The organism is Kribbella soli, assembly GCF_004331345.1.
Lineage (GTDB): Bacteria > Actinomycetota > Actinomycetes > Propionibacteriales > Kribbellaceae > Kribbella > Kribbella soli.
Window position 1 is genome coordinate 506899 of the sequence record NZ_SJJZ01000003.1, and the last position, 20578, is coordinate 527476.

At 68.5% G+C, this 20578-nt stretch carries 16 protein-coding genes; 1 reads left to right on the top strand and 15 read right to left on the bottom strand.

Annotated elements, in window-relative coordinates:
* Positions 1-84: 84 nt before the first annotated feature.
* The 11 genes from E0H45_RS25350 to E0H45_RS25400 all read right to left on the bottom strand — a co-directional run bounded on the left by E0H45_RS25350 (position 85) and on the right by E0H45_RS25400 (position 15856).
* Positions 85-984, bottom strand: a complete 900-nt coding sequence (locus E0H45_RS25350; RefSeq protein WP_131341838.1) for an ABC transporter permease — start codon at positions 982-984, stop codon at positions 85-87.
* Entirely contained in the window at positions 977-1903 is a 927-nt protein-coding gene (locus tag E0H45_RS25355; RefSeq protein ID WP_131341841.1) for an ABC transporter permease, read from the bottom strand. Before E0H45_RS25355 ends, E0H45_RS25350 begins: the two co-directional genes overlap by 8 nt.
* The gene (locus E0H45_RS25360) at positions 1900-3483 is read right to left on the bottom strand and encodes a peptide ABC transporter substrate-binding protein (protein WP_238155265.1); all 1584 of its coding nucleotides are present in this window, start codon (positions 3481-3483) and stop codon (positions 1900-1902) included. The genes E0H45_RS25355 and E0H45_RS25360 overlap by 4 nt, the downstream gene beginning before the upstream one ends.
* Before the next feature lie 292 nt (positions 3484-3775).
* The gene (locus tag E0H45_RS25365; RefSeq protein WP_131341844.1) at positions 3776-5530 is read right to left on the bottom strand and encodes an ABC transporter ATP-binding protein; all 1755 of its coding nucleotides are present in this window, start codon (positions 5528-5530) and stop codon (positions 3776-3778) included.
* Entirely contained in the window at positions 5527-7098 is a 1572-nt protein-coding gene (locus E0H45_RS25370; protein ID WP_165546594.1) for an ABC transporter ATP-binding protein, read from the bottom strand. Before E0H45_RS25370 ends, E0H45_RS25365 begins: the two co-directional genes overlap by 4 nt.
* 256 nt (positions 7099-7354) lie before the next feature.
* Positions 7355-9064, bottom strand: coding sequence for an ATP-binding cassette domain-containing protein (locus tag E0H45_RS25375; protein ID WP_238155266.1), 1710 nt, complete (start codon positions 9062-9064; stop codon positions 7355-7357).
* Between the two features lie 167 nt (positions 9065-9231).
* Positions 9232-10614, bottom strand: a complete 1383-nt coding sequence (locus tag E0H45_RS25380) for an FAD-binding oxidoreductase (RefSeq protein ID WP_131341851.1) — start codon at positions 10612-10614, stop codon at positions 9232-9234.
* Positions 10615-10691: 77 nt separating this feature from the next.
* Positions 10692-12005, bottom strand: a complete 1314-nt coding sequence (locus E0H45_RS25385) for a M16 family metallopeptidase (RefSeq protein ID WP_131341853.1) — start codon at positions 12003-12005, stop codon at positions 10692-10694.
* A complete protein-coding gene (locus E0H45_RS25390; RefSeq protein WP_131341854.1) occupies positions 12002-14215 on the bottom strand; it encodes a polyribonucleotide nucleotidyltransferase in 2214 nt (737 codons plus the stop codon). The genes E0H45_RS25385 and E0H45_RS25390 overlap by 4 nt, the downstream gene beginning before the upstream one ends.
* Before the next feature lie 279 nt (positions 14216-14494).
* Complete coding sequence (gene rpsO, locus E0H45_RS25395; RefSeq protein ID WP_130379758.1) at positions 14495-14767, bottom strand: 30S ribosomal protein S15; 273 nt, start codon at positions 14765-14767, stop codon at positions 14495-14497.
* A 129-nt stretch (positions 14768-14896) separates the two neighbouring features.
* On the bottom strand, positions 14897-15856 hold the full coding sequence (locus tag E0H45_RS25400; protein WP_131341856.1) for a bifunctional riboflavin kinase/FAD synthetase: 960 nt from the start codon (positions 15854-15856) through the stop codon (positions 14897-14899).
* A 119-nt stretch (positions 15857-15975) separates the two neighbouring features.
* Here E0H45_RS25400 and E0H45_RS25405 point away from each other — a divergent pair, with 119 nt between their 5' ends.
* Positions 15976-17016 (top strand): SGNH/GDSL hydrolase family protein, encoded by a 1041-nt coding sequence (locus tag E0H45_RS25405; protein WP_131341858.1) that lies wholly within the window; start codon positions 15976-15978, stop codon positions 17014-17016.
* A gap of 40 nt (positions 17017-17056) precedes the next feature.
* On the opposite strand, the gene E0H45_RS25410 is transcribed toward E0H45_RS25405, so the two are convergent.
* The 4 genes from E0H45_RS25410 to rbfA form a co-directional block, all read right to left on the bottom strand.
* The gene (locus E0H45_RS25410; protein WP_131341860.1) at positions 17057-17953 is read right to left on the bottom strand and encodes an NAD-dependent protein deacetylase; all 897 of its coding nucleotides are present in this window, start codon (positions 17951-17953) and stop codon (positions 17057-17059) included.
* Between the two features lie 20 nt (positions 17954-17973).
* Positions 17974-18873, bottom strand: a complete 900-nt coding sequence (locus E0H45_RS25415) for an LLM class flavin-dependent oxidoreductase (RefSeq protein ID WP_420323345.1) — start codon at positions 18871-18873, stop codon at positions 17974-17976.
* Between the two features lie 326 nt (positions 18874-19199).
* The gene (truB, locus tag E0H45_RS25420; protein ID WP_202872510.1) at positions 19200-20090 is read right to left on the bottom strand and encodes a tRNA pseudouridine(55) synthase TruB; all 891 of its coding nucleotides are present in this window, start codon (positions 20088-20090) and stop codon (positions 19200-19202) included.
* 8 nt (positions 20091-20098) lie between these two features.
* Positions 20099-20536: a 30S ribosome-binding factor RbfA gene (rbfA, locus tag E0H45_RS25425; RefSeq protein WP_202872511.1), complete on the bottom strand. Its 438-nt coding sequence runs from the start codon at positions 20534-20536 to the stop codon at positions 20099-20101.
* Positions 20537-20578 lie beyond the last annotated feature (42 nt).

Here is a 20578-nt window from a genome sequence, read left to right on the forward strand (position 1 = left end):
GGAGCGAAGCGACCGGAGCGACGAGGGAAGACCGGGAGGCAAAGCCCGATGACCCACCGAGCCGGAGGCGAGGAATGTGCACAGTCATCTCATCAACTTCGGGTCGAGGGCGTCCCGGATCGAGTCGCCGATGATCATGAACGAGATCGTCATCGTGGAGATGAACAACGCCGGCCAGATGAACAGGTGCGGCGTGTCCCGGTACGACGCCGCGACGCCGAACTGCGAGCCCCAGGAGATCGACGGCGGTTGCAGCCCGACCCCGAGGAACGTCAGCGCGGCCTCGAGCCCGACCATGCCGCCGATACCGAGCGTGGTCATCGCCAGCAACGGCGCCATCGCGTTCGGGAACACGTGTTTGCGCAGGATCCGCACCGGTGGCACGCCGATCGACCGGGCCGCGAGGACGTACTCGCGGTTGCGGACCGAGAAGACCGTGGCCCGCATGAGCCGCATCCCGCCCGGCCAGCCGATCAGCAGGATGACGCCGACGATGATCCAGATGCTCCGGTTCGCGACCGAGTTCAGGATCACGATCAGCACCACGATGCCGGGGATCGAGAACAGTACGTCGGCGGTCCGCGAGATCAGGCCGTCCACGAAGCCCGGGAAGTACCCGGCCAGCAGACCGAGCGAGCCGGCCAGCACGAACACGCCGAAACTCGCGCAGATGCTGACCAGCACCGACGGCCGCGCGCCGTAGATGACGTTCGCGAAGTAGTCGCAGCCCTGGATGTCGAACCCGAACGGGTGCCCCGAACTGCGGCCCTGCCGGCTCTTGGCCAGCTCGCAGAACCGCGGATCGGCGGACGTGAACAGCTTCGGCACCGCCGCCATCGTGAAGAACCCCAGCAGCAGCAGGCTGCAGACGATGAACTGCGGCTTGCGCAGCAGCGCCCGGAGCAGCTCGCGGTTGGACAGGGTGCGGCCGTCGCCGAGTTCCTGCGCCTCGGCTCCGACCGCCGCGGAGATCTGTTCAGACATTGCGCACCCTCGGATCCAGGACGCCGTACAGAAGGTCGATCAGCAGGTTGATCAGGATGAACGAAATGAACGCGAGCGTGGACAGCAGCACCACGACGCCGCCCTCCTTCAGCTTGATCGCCTGGAACATGAACTGGCCGAGCCCGGGCAGGTTGAAGATGCTCTCGGTGATGATCGCGCCGCCGAACATGCCGGCCAGGTCGAGCCCGATGAACGTGACCACCGGCAGCAACGCGTTCGGCAGGATGTGCCGCCACAGCACCCGCTGCTCGCCGAGACCCTTGGCCCGCGCGGTCTTCACGAAGTCGGCGTTCACGGTCTCCACGATCGACGTCCGCAGCAGCCGGGCCAGGCCGGCGAACCCGAGGACGCCGATCACCAGCGCAGGCAGCAGGTACGAGCGCGGGAACCCTTCCAGTACACCGGACACCGGGAACCACTTCAGCTCGACCCCGAACAGGTACTGCGCGGCGAAGTACGCCACCAGTCCGGGCACCGCGAGCAGCACGAGTGTTGCCAGCAGCAACGACCGGTCGACCCAGCCGTTGCGCTTGAAGCCGGCGTAGATGCCGAAGAACAGCCCCAGCGTCCACTGGACGGCGTTCGCCAGCAGCGTCAGCTTCAGCGTCACCGGGATCCGCAGCCGGAGCTGGTCGGCGATGTCCGCGCCCGCGAACGTCGTACCAAAGTGGCCGGTGAGGATGTCCTTCATGCTCAGCAGGTACTGGACGATGAAGGGATCGTCCAGGTGGTACTGCGCGCGCTTGGCGGCCAGCACCGCGGCCGGGATCGGCTTGTCACCGGCCAGCTCCCGCAGGGGGTCCCCGGGCATCGCGAAGACGAGCGCGAAGACCCCCAGCGTCACGAGCACACCGATCGGTACCGCCGCCACCGCGCGGCGCAGGACGAACCGGATCACTTGAAGGTTGCCCAGAGCGCCGATACTCCGACGAACTTCGAGACCCGCGGCTCGATCTTCGCCGAGTGCAGGTACGCGTTCGACTTCGTGTACAGCGGGATCAGCGGCATGTCCTCGAGCGCGATGTCCTCTGCCTGCTGGTACAGCTTGATCGCCTTGTCCGGGTCCGGCTCGGCGTCGCCCTTGGCCAGTACGGCGTCCAGCGCCGGGTTGGCGTACTGGGCGAAGTTCGCGTCACCGTTGGACTTGAACATCGGCGTCAGGTAGTCCTCGATCGACGGGTAGTCGTGACCCCAGCCGGAGAACCGCAGACCGTCGAGCTTGTGGGAGTCCGCCAGCTCGGTGATCTCCGAACCCTGCTTGCCGGTGTACTTGACGGTCAGGCCGAGGTTCTGCCGGAGCATGTTGCCGATCGCCTCGGCGAAGATCTGGCCGGTCGCCGACGAGGTGTTGTAGTTGATGTTCAGCGGGCCGGAGAAACCGCCGGCCTCCTGCAGCAGTTGCTTGGCCTTGGTGGCGTCGAAATCGCAGTACTTGCAGGCGTTGTCGCGGTACCCGGCCATGTCCGGCGCGACCAGGCCCTTGGCCGGCTCGGACAGCCCGACGAGGTCGGCGAACGCCTTCCGGTCGATCGCCTCCGAGAAGGCGTGCCGCAGCTTCGGGTTCTTGAACCGCGGGTCCCAGGCCGGGATCACCAGGTAGTTGGCGCCGGAGCTGATGCTGGTGACCCACTGATCCGGGGCGTCGGTCTTGAAGCTCTTCACCTTGGTCGACGGCACGTCGACGAAGTCCACGTTGCCGGCCAGGAACTCGTTGTACGCCGTGTCCGCGTTCGCGATGAACCGGTACGTGATCTCGTCGGCCTGCGGTACGAGCGGGCCCTTGTAGCCGTCCCACTTGGCCAGCTTGATGTCGTCACCGGCGTTCCAGTCCGCGGCGAGCTTGAACGGGCCGTTGCCGATCGGCTTGCGCTTGTACGCGTCCGGGTTCTTCCGCACCTCTTCCGGCAGCGGCGCGAGGCCGAGGTACTGCAGCGTCAGGCCGAACTGCGAGAACGGCACCTTCAGCTTGACCGAGAAGGTCAGGTCGTCGATCTGCTTCAGGCCGCTCAGTGTCTTCACCGCGGTCGGCTTCGGCGTGGCGCCGTCCGGGGTCGGCGGGTTCAGGGCGTCGTACCCGTCGACCTTGGAGAAGAAGCCGTTGTTCTTCCAGGCGTTCGAGCCCATCGCGGTCATGTTCCAGCTGTCCACGTAGTCCTTCGCGGTCAGCGGCTGGCCGTTCTGGAAGGTGTTGCCGGCCTTCAGCTTGATCGTCCAGGTCTGGCTGGTCTTGTCCGGGGTGACCGAGTCGGCCATCACGTTCTGCAGCTTGCCGGTCTCCGGGTCCGTGGTCACCAGCGGGGCGAACATCGCCATCGCGACCTGGATCCCCGGACTGCCGTTCTCGTTCAGCGGGTTGATGTACTCCAGCGGGTCGGCAGCGATCGCGATGACCTCGCTCTTGCTGCCGGAGCCACTGCCGGAGCCGCTGCTCTTGCCGTCTCCACAGGAGGCGAGCACCAGAGTCAAGCCGAGTGCCACCCCCACTACCCCAGTCAGACGTCGCACAGTCAAACCAACTTCCTCGGCGGGAGGGCCGCTAGGCGGGCGGATCAAGCGTCATGGTGGCTGGTCGAAACTGCACATGTCAACGTTGTCAGGCGCAAAACGGCGGCGCGTAACTCAGGCGTTACTTTGCCAAGACCTCAGATGACCAGCCCTCACTTGCGGAGCGAGCATCCACTTAATCAGATCAGTACGCCAGAGTCATCAGATGACAGGTCAGATTTGGTCAAAACTCGCTTCTGCGCACAGTTGCGCACTCCGGGCCTCATCACCGGTAACCGGCCGCTTGCAGACTGTAGAGCTCGGCATAGGTGCCGCCCGTTGCCATCAGCTCTTCGTGCGTGCCGTGCTCGGTCACGCGGCCGTCCTCCAGTACCACGATGAGGTCCGCGGAGCGCACGGTGGAGAAGCGATGTGAGATGAGCAACGTGATCCGCCCGTCGGCACGTCCGGCCCGTGCCTCGGCGGCCAGCCGGTCGAAGACGGCCGCCTCGGTCTGCGGGTCCAGCGATGCGCTCGGCTCGTCCATGATCATCAGCAGCGGTGCCAGCCGGACGAGTGCGCGGGCGATCGCCAGCTTCTGCCATTGCCCGCCGGACAGTTCCACGCCGTCGACCCACGACGTACCGAGTTGGGTGTCGAGGCCCTGCGGCAACGTGTCCACGAAGCTCGCATCCGCCTTGCTGAGCGCGGTCCGCACCTGGTCCGGCGGCTCGGACAGTCCGCCGACCGCGACGGCCTCGCCGACGGTCAGCTGATACCTGACGAAGTCCTGGAAACCGGCGCTCACCTTCTGCCGGTACTCCTCGAGGTTCATCGTGGCGAGATCGACTCCGTCGACCAGCACAGCACCCGACGCGGGCCGGTACATGCCGGTGAGGAGCTTGACCAGGGTCGACTTGCCCGCGCCGTTCTCGCCGACGATGGCGACCGTGCGGCCGGCGGGGAGGAACAGGTCGGTCCCGGGGAGTGCGAGGCGATCGTCCGCGCCGTACCCGAAGGTGACCTGTTTCAGCTCGATTCCGTGGACCAGGCGATCCGGCGTCGGCGCGGTGCCTGGTTCCTGTTCGGCCTGCTGGGCAAGCCAGAAGTAGTGCTCGGCCGTCGTACGCACGCGCAGTACGGTGCCTGCGAGGTCGAGAACGCGGTTCGCCGCGCTCACCACGGCGCCGGCCAGGGCGAGCGCCAAGGCCACGTCACCTGGGGTCACGCTCGCCTCGTGAAGGATGAGCACCATTGCGCCGACGTACGCCAGCGGGAAGACCGACCAGCCGACGGCCCCGATCACGACCGATCGGAAGAGCGCCTGGTGAGCGATTGTGTTGGCCTTGTCCGCGGCATCGCGGTGATGACTCAATAGCTCGTCACCCATGGACGCGACGTGCAGTTCCTGCGCCGACGACGGGGCGACCGACAACATGAACAGCTGCTGCGCGAGCCGCCGCTGCGGAGCCGCCTCCAACTCCGATTTTCTGCGAGTCCGTTCGGCCCGGCGGCTCAACCACAGCGAGGGAATCGCGACGAGCGGGAGCACCACCAGCACCGGCTTCAGATCTGCCAGCAGGACAGTGCTGATCACCAGTTGGGCCACGACGAACAGGCCGATGAACGGCATCGTGACACTGTCCGCGAGGTCCGGTGCCTCTCGCCGCAGCGTCTGCAATCGGTCCAGGAACTCGGGCCGCTCGAAGTGATGGATCTGCGGTGCACCCGCGGCCAGCCTCAGTACCCTGCGCTCGGCGACGAAGCTGGAGCGCTCGCGCATCCGGATTGTTGCCCAGCGATAGCCGATCGGGGCCACCAGTACGAGGGTCAGTGCAACGGCGACCGCGATGCCTCCGGCAACTACCTGCCTCGGTTCGCCGGTCACCACGCCGTCGACCAACGGCCGTACGCCGAGTGCGACGAGTAGCGGGCTGATGAAACTCGACATCGTGACGACCGTGTAGAGCGTGAACAGGCCGGGACCGATCTCCCAGCCGAGTCCGATCAGCAGACGCGCTGTGGCGACCCATGACTTCATTCCGGGCCTCCGTCGAAGCGAGCTGCCTGAAGGCGGAAGAGGTGGGCGTAGGTACCGTCTCGCTGGAGCAACTCGTCGTGCGATCCCTGCTCGATCACCCTGCCTTCGTCGAGTACGACGATGGAGGACGCCTGGCGCACCGTGGAGAAGCGGTGCGAGATCAGGATCGTGGTCAGCCCGGCGGTCAGGTCCAGGAAACGCCGGTACAGCTCCGCCTCGGACCGGGCGTCCAGGTGTGCGGCCGGCTCGTCCAGTACCAGTACGGACGCACCCTGTTGGACGGCGTACAGCGCTCTCGCGAGGCCCAGCCGTTGCCACTCGCCGCCGGACAGCTCGACGCCGCCGTCGAACTCGGCCGAGAGCACCGTGTCCCAGTCGTTCGGCAGGGCCTCGACAACGCTCTTCGCTCCTGCTCGTTCGACTGCGATTTCAACGTCTGCATCATCGCGGCCGAAACGGACATTGCTGTACGCCGACATCGGTAACCGCACGGGCTGCTGGAAGACGACTGCCAGCCTGCGCCTCCAGTCGTCGGTGTCGAGGTCTTGCAGCTCGACTCCGTCGATCAGGACGGAGCCTCGGTTCGGTTCGTACAGACCGCACAGCAGCTTGACGAGGCTGGTCTTGCCGGCACCGTTCGCTCCGACGACCGCGAGGGACTGCCCGGCCGGGATCACCAGGTCGAGATCGCTCAGTACCTCGCGGCTGGTGCCTGGATAGCTGAAAGACACGTTCTGGAAGGCGATCTCGCGTTGCGGCATCCCGGTGGCCGGCTGCGATCCACGGTCGGCGGGCGCGGCTGTCGGCGCGATCGCGCGCATCGCCTCGTCGTACCGATCGAGGGTTGCGAGGGCGAGCTCTGTCTGCAGGCCGGACCAGGACGACTGCTGGATGCCGCCCAACGCGACCAGGAACGTCTGGACGTACGTCGCCGTCGGGCCGGCGGCAATGTGTCCGGCCATCGCCTCGCGGACGACGAGCACGATGCCGCCCAGCACGACCACGCCCAGGAACGCAGTGGCAACCAGCGGACGACGGCCTGCCGGGGTCAGGACGCGCTGCATCGTCGCGGCCCAGGTCTCCCCGTGCCGACCGACGACAAACGCCGGCAGTCCGAACAGGCGGATCTCCTTCGCAGCCGGCGGTGTGGTTCCCAAGTCGTTGAAGTACCGCATCCGGCGTGCCGACTCCGTTGCGCCGTAGTGGTGCCCGGCCTCGGTGCGCGACGCGACCCGGTCCTCGTACGCCGCCCACACGCCGGCCACGAGCAAACCCGCGCCGAGCCACCAATGGAATCCGGCGAGAATGATGCCCGAGGCCACCAGAATGATCCGTCCGGTGGCCAGGCCGCCGATCGTGCTCGCGAGCCGACCAGGCCGCGCCCAGTCCGCCCGCAAGGTGTCACGCCCGACCTCCACCAGCGCCGCCGTCGCAGGATCCTCCAGGTGCCGCACGCCACTCGGAGCAGCCACAGCCTTCATCAACTCGTGCTGCAGCAGCGCATCAACCCGCTCCCCCAACGCAGTAGCCGCCGCCCGCTGCAGAGCACCACCAACCCACTGCAGCAACAAACACGCACCAACCACAACAGCCCACCCCACCGCATGAGCCCGATCCGCCCGAGCAACCCCGGCAACAACCTGCCCAAACGCCACCACAGTCCCAATAGGCGCCGCAGCCGCCACCACAACCATGCCCACCACGAGAACGGACAACCGCCGACCAGCGCCCCAGGCAACGGCCGCAAACCGCCAAAGTCCACCCACCGCTCCAGTTAACAACGCCCGCCGGTCCACCCGGGCGAGGCCGGCGCGGCGGCTGGGGTCATCGGCTCCGCGAGGTGTGGGTGAGGTTCTGGGTGGCGAAGAGGCGGGCGAAGCGGGTGGTTGGGTCGGTCATCAGGTCGTCGTAGGTTCCTTGCTGGGCGACGGTGCCGTTGTCTATGACGTAGATGCGGTCCATTTCGCGCAGGGTCCAGGCTCGGTGCGAGACGACGATCGTGATGCGATCGGCGCTGGTACGGCGTAGGTCGGTGAAGATCTCGTGCTCCGCCTCGGCGTCGATCGCGGACGTTGGCTCGTCGAGGATCCAGACGCCGGCGTTGCGCAGGCGGATGCGCGCCAATGCGAGGCGCTGCCACTGGCCGCCGGAGATGCCGGTGCCGCCCCATTGCTGCCCGAGTTGGGTGTCCAGCGGGAGGTCGGCGGCGAACGTACCGGCCAGCGCGTCGCGAATCGCCGGATCCGTGACGATGTCCGGCGCACCGAGGCCGACGGCGTCCCGGAGCGTGAACTCGAAGCGCCCGAACTCCTGCACCAGCAGGCCGAAGTGCGCGAGCCGCTCGTCCTCGGCCATCGCGCCGGCGTCGGCTCCATCGATCAGCACCCGTCCGCTATCGGGGCTCAGCGCCCCGACAAGCAAGTTGATCGCCGTCGACTTCCCGGCCCCGTTCACGCCGACCAGCGCGACCAGTTCACCGCGCCGGGCTTCGATGGACACGTCGCGAAGAGTCGGCTCGGCCGCGCCCGGATAGCCGAACGTGACGTTGCCCAAGGCAACGGAATCCACCTGCCGAACCATCCCGCGGCGCGGCCCGGCCGGCACGCTCCGCACGAACCGCCGGTAGATAGCAGCCTGCGGAGCCGCGGTGACGATACTGCCGAACGCGTACCCACACTGACGAATCGCGTTCAACCCGGTGATCGTGCCGGCCACCGCCGCAGCCGCCGCTCCCCCGGTCGCACCGCCACGCACCAAAGCGATCAGCGCGCCCCCGAACAGCAGCACCGTGACCAGCGCCGCGCCCAGCTCGTACAACACCGCAGTACGGATCATCCGATCGAGGACCCAGGTCGCCGACGCCCGGCTGTTCGCGACCAGTCCGGCCACCTTCCACCCCGATCCCAGCACCGCCAGCTCGGTCCCGGGGCGCTGCTGGATCAGTTGCTCGGTCGCGTACGCCGCCCTGCGCTCGTGCTCGGCGACCCGCGGCCAGCCCTTCGCCTCCATCCGCGAGATCAACGTGAACGCGAGAACTGTCGGCGCCAACGCAGCGAGCACCAGCAGCCCGGAGACCAGGTTGATCGACGCGATCGCCACGCACAGTACGACGGACGTCGCCGCCGCACTCAGCAACTGCACCGGCTTGCCGGCCACGTCACTCATCGGGTGGGTCGCGGTCTGGCTCGCTTCCAGGTCGCGGACCGTCTCGGGCCCGGCCAGTCGGCTCGGGCTCAGCCGGGCGGCGACGCCGGCAAGCTCGGTCCGCAGCGCGAGCCGCAGACGCAGCATCATCCGCTGGCCGACGCCGTTCGACACCTGGGTCAGCGGATACATCGACCCGACCACCACGGTCAGCCCGAGCAGCGGACGCCAGACGTCACCGCTGTCGATCAGATCACGGATCAGCACCACCTGCGCCCCGGGCAGGATCGCCAGCAGGAGTTGGAGAACCGAGTACGTCGCAAGCCATCCCGGGGTGATCCGGAGGGCGTCGATCAACGATTCACGGGCAGTACGGAACGCGTCGAGCACGATGATCCTCGCAAGGCAGGCCGGAGCCGCGCCGGTGTTCCAGCGCGGATCGCGTCGGCCGCAAATTGCGTGTCATCCCAGCAAGCAGGCCCAGCCCGTGCATCCAGGGATCCAGTGGCAGATCACGTTATGACGTCGCACCCGAGGCTACAGGGTTGGCCGGCCACTCAGTGGGGCGGGATGTTCTGGTTCAGGTGGAACAGGTTGCCGGGGTCGTACTTCTGCTTGAGGTCGTGCAGCCGGTCGTACGTCGCGGCGCCGTACGCGGATCGGATGCGGTCGGTGCCCTCGTCGGTCAGGAAGTTGACGTAGACGCCGGACTGGTGTGGCGTCATCGCTCGCCACGAGTCGCGGACCCAGTCGCGCTGTTCCTCGAAGCCCTCGGGGCCCGGCGTCGCGCCGACGAAGTTGAAGGTGTGGCCGCTCGACCGGCCCCCGAACGCCGTACTGTCGTCAGGCACCCGGGAGACCGCGCCGCCGAGGTGGAAGATCGGGTACGACGTGAGGGGTGAGTCGATCGCCCGTCCGCGGTCGACTGCGATGTCGATGACCTCGTCGGTCAGCTCGGCGACGTCGCAGGAGCGCATGTAGTACCACCGGCCGTGCGGGAAGCTCGGGTCGAGCATCGACTGCAGGCTGACGAACGACCTCGGCGTACACAGATCCAGGACCGGTGCCGCGAAAGCCTTCAGCGGCGCCACCGCGCGCTCCCCGTCTTCGACCGGACCGGCGTAGCACGCCATCACCATCACCACGGGCCGGCCGTGAAGTTCAGGCGGCATCGCCGGGACGGCGGGCACCCAGCGGTGGATCACCGCGGTGGTCAGCTCGTCCGGGATGTCGGTGATCCAGTCCTGATAGAAGCGCAGCAGCTCCGGCGCCTGCTCCATCGGCCATGCGATCGGTCCGGCATACACGGTCGGCCCGACCGGATGCAGCCGGAACTCGAACTCGGTCACGATCCCGAAGTTCCCGCCACCACCCCGGATCCCCCAGAACAGATCGGCGTTGACGTCCGCACTCGCGGTCACCAGTTCGCCCTCGGCAGTGACCAGGTCGACCGAGAGCAGGTTGTCGATGCTCAGCCCGTACTTGCGCATCAGCCAGCCGATCCCGCCGCCGAGCGTGAGCCCGGCCAGGCCGGTGTGCGTGACGATGCCGGACGGCGTCGCCAGGCCGAACGCCTGGGTCTCACGATCGAGTTCCCCGAGCAGTACGCCCGCCTGCGCCCGGGCAGTACGCCGTACCGGATCGACCCGGATGCCCTTCAACAGCGACAGGTCCAGCAGGATGCCGCCGTCGCAGGTCGAGTGGCCGGGGAAGCTGTGACCGCCGCCGCGAACCGCCACCGGCCCACCGGTACGGCGAGCGAACGCGAGCGCAGCGCGGATGTCGGCCACGCCGGTGCACCGAGCGATCAGCCCTGGTCGGCGGTCGATCGACCCGTTCCAGACCTTCCGGAGGTCGTCGTACGATGCCTCCCCCGGATGAACCAGCTCCCCACGGAAGTCCTCGCCAAGTGCCTGAATCTCCGGAGTAATCGTGCTCATGACCAGCTCCCCGAGTCCCCTCCCCCAGGCCTCCTCACCGGCCAGTTTGCTCCTGCCGCGGAAGGCTGTCGAGGCTCTCAGAGAGCGAAAGCGCCGGCGTCCTCGTCGAAGGGGCCCATGACGGTGAGGGCGGGCGTGCCGACGTAGAGGTCGGCGGCCAGGGCGGTCACGTCGTCGAGGGTGACCGAGTCGATGCGGTGCAGGATCTCGTCGACGGTGGGGAGTTCGCCGTACACGAGTTCGGCCTTCGCGATCCGGGTCATCTTGGCGCCGGTGTCCTCGAGGCCCATCACGACCGAGCCGCGCATCTGGCCCTTGCCGCGGAGCAGTTCGTCCGGGGTGATGTTGCCGCGGGCAATCGACTCGAGCTCGCCGCGGATCACGTCCAGGACCTCGGGGGCCTTCTTCGGCAGGCAGCCCGCGTACACGCCGACCATGCCCGAGTCGGCGTACGCCGAACCGAACGTGAACACCGAGTACGCCAGTCCGCGTTTCTCCCGCACTTCCTGGAAGAGCCGCGACGACATCCCGCCGCCGACGATCCCGTGCAGTACGCCGGCGATGTAGCGGCGCGCGTCGCTCCGGACCAGCCCGGGCATCCCGAGCACCAGGTGCGCCTGCTCGACGTCCCGGTGGTGCACCTGCACCCCGCCGTACGTCGGAACGGTCTTGCCGGCACCACGTCGTACAGCGGCCGGCTCGGCCTCGGCCGTGACCCAGTGCCGCTCGAACGCCTTGCGGACCAGGCGGACCACGTCGGCGTGGTCGACGTTGCCGGCCACCGAGACCACGATGTTGGACGGCTTGTAGCGGCGCCGGTACCAGCCCACGACCTGCTGGCGGGACAGCCCGGCGACCGATTCCGGCGTACCGGTGATCGAGCGCCCCAGCGGGGACCGGCCCCACAGCTGCTCGGCGAACAGGTCGTGGATGTGGTCCGACGTCTCGTCGGCGTGCATCGCGATCTCTTCGTCGATGACGTCGCGCTCACTCTCCACGTCGGCGTTCGTCAGCGTGGCGGAGGTGATCATGTCGCAGATGACGTCGACCGCGAGCGGCAGGTCGGAGTCCAGCACCCGCGCGTAGTAGCAGGTGTACTCCTTGCCGGTGAACGCGTTCATCTCGCCGCCGACCGCGTCGATCGCGGCGGAGATCTCCAGCGCGTCGCGGCGCTCGGTGCCCTTGAACAGCAGGTGTTCCAGGAAGTGCGTCGCACCGGCCAGCTGCTCCGGCTCGTCGCGGGAGCCGACGCCGACCCACAGACCGAACGTGACCGAGCGGAAGCCCGGCACCGACTGGGACAGCACGCGAAGCCCGGAGGGCAGGACGGTCCGTTTCACCGGACCGCCCGCCTCCGGGCTCAGCAGCGTGCTGGTGATGGCTCGAGTCACTCGGCGGCGGGCTCGGCCTTCTTGTCTGCCTCTTCACCCTCGATGACCGGGATCAGCGAGAGCTTGCCGCGGTCGTCGATCTCGGCGATCTCGACCTGCAGCTTCTGGCCGACCGAGAGCACGTCCTCGACGGCCTCGACGCGCTTGCCACCGGCCAGCGGACGCAGCTTGCTGATGTGCAGCAGGCCGTCCTTGCCCGGCAGCAGGCTGATGAACGCACCGAAGTTGGTCGTCTTCACGACCGTGCCCAGGTAACGCTCGCCCTTCTCCGGCATGGTCGGGTTCGCGATCGCGTTGATCGCGGCCCGGGCCGCCTCGGCCGACGGGCCGTCGGTCGCGCCGATGTACACGGTGCCGTCGTCCTCGATCGAGATGTCGGCGCCGGTGTCCTCGGTGATCTGGTTGATCATCTTGCCCTTCGGGCCGATGACCTCGCCGATCTTGTCGACCGGGACCTTTACCGAGATGACCCGCGGCGCGAACTCGCTCATCTCACCCGGCGCGTCGATGGCCTTGGCCATCACGTCCAGGATCGTCAGGCGGGCGTCCTTGGCCTGGGTCAGTGCGCCGCCCAGCACGCTGGCCGGGATGCCGTCCAGCTTGGTGTCGAGCTGCAGGGCGGTGACGAAGTCCTTCGTACCGGCGACCTTGAAGTCCATGTCGCCGAACGCGTCCTCCGCGCCCAGGATGTCGGTCAGCGCGACGTACTGCGTCTCGCCGTCGATCTCACCGGAGATCAGACCCATCGCGATACCGGCGACCGGGGCCTTCAGCGGCACACCGGCGTTCAGCAGCGACAGCGTCGAGGCGCAGACCGAACCCATCGAGGTGGACCCGTTCGAACCGAGCGCCTCGGACACCTGACGCAGCGCGTACGGGAAGTCCTCGCGGGACGGCAGCACCGGCACCAGGGCCCGCTCGGCCAGCGCGCCGTGACCGATCTCGCGGCGCTTCGGCGAACCGACCCGGCCGGTCTCACCGGTCGAGTACGGCGGGAAGTTGTAGTTGTGCATGTACCGCTTGCGGGTCTCCGGGGAGAGCGTGTCCAGCTGCTGCTCCATCCGGAGCATGTTCAGCGTGGTGACACCCATGATCTGGGTCTCGCCGCGCTCGAACAGCGCCGAGCCGTGCACCCGCGGGAGCACGCCGATCTGGGCCTTCAGCGGCCGGATGTCGGCCAGCCCGCGGCCGTCGATGCGGACCTTCTCCTTCAGCACCCGCTGCCGGACCAGCTTCTTGGTCAGCGAGCGGAAGGCTGCGGACAGCTCCTTCTCGCGGCCCTCGAAGTCGGCGGCCAGCTTGTCCACCGTGGCGGCCTTGACCGCGTCGGTGGCGTCTTCGCGCTCGTGCTTGCCGGCGATGGTCAGCGCCTGCGCGAGCTCCTCGCTCGCGGAAGCCTCGACCGCGGCGAACGCGTCGTCCTGGTAGTCCGGGAAGACCGGGAACTCACCGGTCGGCTTCGCGGCCTTCGCCGCCAGCTCGGACTGCGCGTCGACCAGGGCCTTGATGAACGCCTTGGAGGCCTCGAGGCCCTCGGCGACGATCTCCTCGGTCGGCGCCTGCGCGCCACCGGCGACCTTGTCGAAGGTGGTCGGGGTCGACTCGGCCTCGACCATCATGATCGCGACGTCACCGGACTCGGTGACACGACCGGCGACCACCATGTCGAAGACGGCGTCCTCGAGCTCGGTGTGCGTCGGGAACGCGACCCACTGGGTGCCGATCAGCGCGACGCGGGTGGCGCCGATCGGGCCCGAGAACGGCAGCCCGGCGATCTGGGTGGACATCGACGCCGCGTTGATCGCGAGCACGTCGTACAGCTTGTCCGGGTTCAGCGCCAGGACCGTGATGACGACCTGGATCTCGTTGCGCAGGCCGGACACGAACGACGGCCGCAGCGGGCGGTCGATCAGCCGGCAGGTCAGGATGGCCTCCTCGGAAGGACGGCCCTCCCGGCGGAAGAACGAGCCCGGGATGCGACCCGCGGCGTACATCCGCTCCTCGACGTCCACCGTCAACGGGAAGAAGTCGAACTGGTCCTTGGGCTTCTTGCTGGCCGTGGTGGCCGACAGCACCATCGTGTCGCCGTCGAGGTAGGCGGCGGCGGAGCCGGCGGCCTGCTGGGCCAGACGGCCCGTCTCGAAGCGGATGGTACGGGTGCCGAAGCTGCCGTTGTCGATGACGGCCTCAGCGAATTCGGCGCCCTCCATGGGCGCACTTGTGGATCCCGACACGGGATACCCCTCTCTCACAGTGTGACGACTGCGAGGCGCGAGCTTCCGGGATGCCGGTCTTCGATCGAGGCCCGCGGGTATTTGCCAAGATATCCAGCACTACCCGAAAGCCACTACCGAGGACCGGTCGTGGTCCCGCCACGCGCTTCGCGTCGCCTCGTACGTCTTACGTGGTTCGATATTCAGTTGTTCCACACCAAGGCGTGGATACGCGAGGAGCGGCCACCCGAGCTTCGGGGGCCGCTCCTCGCGACGTCATCGGCGAAGGCCGAGCCGCTCGATCAGGGAGCGGTAGCGGTTGATGTCCTTCTTCGCCAGGTAGTTCAGCAGCCGGCGGCGCTGACCGACGAGCAGCAACAGGCCACGACGGCTGTGGTGGTCGTGCTTGTGCTCTTTCAGGTGCTCGGTGAGGTGAGCGATGCGGTGCGTCAGAAGCGCAACCTGGACCTCGGGGGACCCGGTGTCGCCCTCGGTCAGGGCGTACTCACCCATGATCTTCTTCTTCGTTGCGGCATCAACAGATGACACAGGATTCCTCTCGATTTCCGTTGCGCGGCGCACCGGGGCATTCTTCACCCGAGCACTCTCGATCCGCGGCCGTTCAGACGGCAGCAGCCAGCGTATCAGTCCGTGGACGCGCCCCCTAATCAGCCCTGATCAGTTGCTGAGCAGGTGTCGCGCCCCGTCGACGTCGGCCTTCATCTGCACCAGCAGCTCGTCGATGCTGTCGAACCGGATCTGCGTGCCGCGCAGCCGGGCGACGAAATCGATCGCGACCGTGGCGCCGTACAGCTCGAGGTCGTCGCGGTCCAGCACGTACGACTCCACCCGGCGGTCCACGCCGTCGAAGGTCGGGTTGCTGCCGACACTGATCGCCGCGGGCAGCGGATCCGGGTACGCCGGGGCGCCCGGAGCCGGTGTCAGCACGGTCAGCCACCCGGCGTACACACCGTCCTGCGGCACCGCGGCGCCCGGGTCGGCGGGGATGTTCGCGGTCGGGTAGCCGAGCTCGCGGCCGCGCTTGTCGCCCTCGACGACCACGCCGGTGACCCGCAGCGGACGGCCGAGCGCCTCCGCGGCGGCCTCCACGTCGCCGTCGGCCAGCCGCTGGCGCACGTACGTCGACGACCAGGGCTGCTCGTCCCCCGCGAGGCTCAGACCCTCGACCTGGAAGCCGTACTGCGTTCCCGCCTGGACGAGGGTGTCGACGTGGCCGGCCGCCTTGTGACCGAAGCGGAAGTTCTCACCGACCACGATCGCCTTCGCGTGCAACGCGTTCACCAGCGTGCGCTCGATGAACTCCTCGGGCGACCAGTGCGACACCTCCTTGGTGAACGGGAGGATCAGCACCGCGTCCGCGCCGGCCTCGCCGAGCAGTTCGGCGCGCCGGCCAGGATCGCTGAGCTGCAGCGGCGCGTGGTCGGGCCGCAGGACCCGCATCGGGTGCGGGTCGAAGGTCATCGCGACCACCGGCAGGCCACCCAGCTCGGCCGCCCGCGCGCGGGCGTGCGCGAGCACCTCCTGATGACCCCGGTGCACCCCGTCGAAGTTCCCGATGGTGACGACGGTCGGCCCGAGCTCCGGGCTCACCTCGTCCAATCCATGCCAGACACGCATGGCAGCAGGATTCCATGCCCGCCCCGCATTGCTTCCATCAGGTCCACGATCACCCCTTGTAATCGTGCGGTGACTAAACTTATGGTGGGCCGCGCATTGGATGAGCCTGGGGAGGTCTCGTGAAGCTACGCCGTCTGGTTGCTGTCTGCGCTGCACTCGCACTGGTGGCCGGCTTACCTGCCGCTGCCGCCACCGCTGCGCCGAGCTCCACGACGTCCACCGGCTTCTCGAGGTACGTCGCGCTGGGCGACTCGTACACGTCCGCGCCGTTCGTCCCCTTGGCCGACCTGTTGTCGCTCGGGTGCGCCCGTTCGTACAGCAACTACCCGAAGCTGCTGGCCTCGGCGCTCGGCGTGCACCGGTTCACCGACGTGAGCTGCGGCGGGGCGGACACCACGAACATGACCTCGCCACAGAGCACGATCCTCGGCACCGCGGCGCCGCAGTTCGACGCACTCACGCCGGACACGGACCTGGTGACGCTCGGGATCGGCGGAAACGACTTCGGGGTCTTCGGCGACATCATCGGCACCTGCCCAGGGCTGCGCGCCTCCGACCCGACCGGGGCGCCGTGCAAGGCGCACTTCACGGTCGACGGCGTGGACACGCTGAAAACCAAGATCGCCCAGACCCAGACCCGGATCGCGATCGTCGTCCAGGGCATCCGGGCGAGGTCGCCGCAGGCCACGATCGTGCTGGTCGGCTACCCGAAGATCGCGCCGGAGCACGGGACCTGCCCGTCGATCCTCCCGTTCGCCGACGGCGACTACGCGTACCTGTACTCGATCGAGCAGGCGCTGAACGCGGCCGTCTCCGGGGCAGCCGAGGCCGGCGGAGCGACGTACGTCGACACCTTCGGGCCGTCCACCGGGCACGACGCCTGCGCCCCGGACGGCCAGGCGTGGATCCAGGGCAAGGACATCAACCTGCTGCGGGCGATCAGCTACCACCCGCGCTTCGAGGGCGAGGCCGGGATGGCCGCGCTCACCTACAAGACGCTGACCGGCCTGCCGCCGGTCGTCACCGCGACCGAGCAGGCCACCTGGGCCGCTCAGGCGCGCACGCTGGCGAAGCAGGCCGCGGCATCACCTCAAGCTGCCCTCTCCCCCAAGGCCCTCGAGGCCTCCCTGAACCGCGTACGGACCAGCGCGCAACGCTGACCCTTTCCAATCCGTACTGCGGACCACGGGCCGGGCCACCTCACGCGTGGCTCGGCCCGCTGGTTTCTTCGAGGAGGTCCGTCAGTGCCTGTCCGAGCGGGAGATCGACGCGGTACGTCGCGTACGGGTCGCCGCGGGTCAGGCCCTGGTTGACGATCAGCACCGGCGTACCGGCCTTGGCGGCGTGCCGGACGAAGCGGAACCCGGACATCACGGTGAGGGACGACCCGAGGACGAGGACGGCGTTCGCGTCGTCGATGAGCCGGTAGCAGCGTTCGACGCGGCTCTTCGGGACGTTCTCGCCGAAGAAGACCACGTCGGGTTTGAGGACGCCGCCGCAGACCGTGCACGTGACGACGGTGAACGTGCGGACGACGTCCTCGGGCAGTTCGACGTCGCCGTCCGGGTTGATCCGGGTCGCCTCGGCCGTGAACGCCTGGTTGGCGGCGCGGAGGCGGCGGTCCAGGACCTCGCGGGCGGAGGTCGTACCGCAGCCGAGGCAGATCACCCGGTCGAGGTTGCCGTGCAGTTCGATCACGTCGCGGGCACCGGCGGCCTGGTGCAGGCCGTCGACGTTCTGCGTGATGATGCCGCTCAGGTGGCCGCGGGCCTGGAGGGCGGCGACGGCGCGGTGACCGTCGTTCGGGGCGGCGCGGGCGATGGTGCGCCAGCCGAGGTGGCTGCGCGCCCAGTACCGCTGCCGCGCGGCCTCGCTCGCGGTGAAGTCGCCGTACGTCATCGGGGTATGCGTCCGCAGACTGCCGGTCTCACCGCGGTAGTCCGGGATCCCGGACTCGGTCGAGATCCCGGCGCCGCTCAGTACGACGACGCGCCCGGCAGCCACGGTCTGCGCGACCGGGCCGATGTCCGTCGCACCCGGCTCCAACGCCAGCACCTCGGGCCCGGGGGCCCACTCCAACGTCGGACGAGAACGCACCACTCCAGCGTACGTGCAGATCAATCGGCGCGGGGCGGTCCTGCCTTCAGGCGGCGTTCGGCGGCCTGGCGAACGGCGACCGGATCCATCGAAGACCAGTCCGCGTCGACCCACCAGGTCGCGCCGGCGTCGGCCCACGGACGGACCGTGTCCGCTGCCTTGGCGTCGTCGGCGGGGGTCATGCCTTCGGCGACCACGTCGTACCCGTCCATCGTGAGGCCGTGTGCCTCGCGTTCCTTGCGGATCCAGTCGACGCCCTCCGCCACGACCGCAGGCGTCACCTCGCCGTCGCCGACGTAGGCCGGGAGCCAGCCATCCTGAAGTGCTGCGCGGCGCATCGACTTCGGTCGTGGCCAACCGCCCACGACCCAGGTCGGGACCCGCGGCTGCTGCACGGGCGGCGGCGGGGCCGGTGGCATCAGCTCGGCGATCTTGCGGGCCTGGTAGTGCTTGCCCGAGTACTCGAACGGTTGGTCGCGCCACAGATGCGGCAGCAGCTCCAGCGACTCGTCCATGAGCTCCGCACGGACCTTCCGCCCGGGGTCCTCCTCGAACAGCCAGAACCGGTCCTCCCCGGTCACCCCCAGCCCGACCGAGAGGATCACCCGGCCACCGCTGAGGTTGTCGACAGTCGAGACCTGTCCCGCCACGTCCCACGGTTTTCGGCGTGGCAGCGGCGTGAGCATCGTCCCGAGCCGGATCCGCTCGGTCGTCATCGCCGCGGCGCCGAGCATGACCCAGGCGTCGATACCCCAGATCGACTCCCACACGAAGAACCCGTCCCAGCCGTGCGCTTCGGCGATCGGCGCGAGCTCAGCCGCGTCACGCGCATCGCCGTACGCCATCACGAACCCGTGTTTCATGCCACCGGACGATACGCCGGGCCACCGACGTTTTGGCGCAGACGCGTGGACCCTCACATGCCGTCAGCCGCGCCAGGCCTCGGTAACTGCGGGGGATATCCGTTGCTCTTGTGGGTTCTCTGCTCGTATACGAAGGGAGAACCCACAAGAGCAGGGGAGAACCCCTGCAATGGTGTCCACGAGATGGGATCGGGGCTGCTGACCGCGGGCGCTGGCCGACTCGACCAGCTCGCGGGGCGTGCCCCGGGCTCCTGGGGGCTTGAACAAGTTATTGCCTGTTCAAGCCGACCACTTCCTGTTCAACCACCCCGGAACCGTCCTGGTCGGGCGACGGGGTTGGACGTGTGGCGAGTCGACGATCTTCTGCGTCCGTGGATTCAGGTTTAGCTGACGAAGACCGCCGTGGGTTTGGCGACGGGGCCGTGCGGTTCGTAGAGGGCCAGGAAGGTGCCGTCCGGGGCGAACATCGCGGTCTGTCCGGCGGTCAGGTCGAGGCCCGGCAGCGGGCGGCCGGTGCGGATCGCGGCCGCCTGGGTGTCGTCGGCGTCGTACCGCGGGAAGGTGCCGGCGGCAACATCCGCGATCGGCAACCATTCAAAGGACTCGGCGAGGGCCTCGAGGGTGTGCGCGGCCTTGAGATCGAAGGAACCGACCCGGGTACGGCGCAGCGCGGTCAGGTGGCCGCCGACGCCGAGTTCGGCGCCGAGGTCGCGGGCCAGCGCCCGGATGTACGTGCCGCTGGAGCAGTCCACCGAGATGTCGACCGAGATCCCGTCGGCCTCCGGGCGGACGTCGAGGATGTCGTAGCGCGACACGGTCACCGCCCGGGCCTTGAGCGCGACCTCCTCCCCCGCGCGCACCCGCTCGTACGCGCGCCGCCCGTCGACCTTGATCGCCGACACCTTCGACGGGACCTGCGAGATCTCCCCGCGGAACCCCTCGACGGCCGCCGAGATCGCCTCGGCGGTCACGCCGTCGACCGGAGCCGTGGACGTGATCTCGCCCTCGGCGTCGTCGGTCGTCGTCGTGGCCCCGAGCCGGATCGTCGCGTCGTACGACTTGTCGGCCAGTTGCAGGTGACCGAGCAACCGCGTCGCCCGGTTCACGCCGACGACCAGAACACCGGTCGCCATCGGGTCCAGCGTGCCGGCATGCCCGACCTTCCGGGTGCCCGCCAGCCGACGGATCCGGGCGACGACGGTGTGCGAGGTCAGCCCGGCAGGCTTGTCGACGACCACGATCCCGTCGGACGCCGGCGTGAAATCAAGGCTCAACGCAGTACTCAGTCCTGCTCGTCCTCGTCGTCGTCCTTGTGCTTGTAGGGATCCGCGTCACCCGCAGGCTTCGCGCCCGCGGCGGCCTTGGCCACCTCGGCATCGGCGCTCCGGGCCTTCTCGAGCAGCTCCTCGATGTGCCCCGCGGTCTCCGGCACGGCGTCCAGGAAGAACGCCACGCTCGGGGTGTGCCGCAGTCCGAGCGCCTTACCGACCTCGCTGCGGATCAGGCCTTTCGACGACTCCAGCGCGGCCGCCGTGTTCGCGCGGGCCTGTTCGTCGCCGTACACCGTGTAGAAGACGCTGGCCTCGCGCAGATCGCCGGTCAGCCGGGCGTCGGTGACCGTGACGAACCCGAGCCGCGGGTCCTTGACCCGGCGCTCCAGCAGTTCGGCGACGAGCACCTGGATCCGATCGGCCAGCTGCTTAGCCCTTGCTTCACCCATCAGGGCTCACTCCTTCATTCATGAACAACGTCCGGAGAGGCG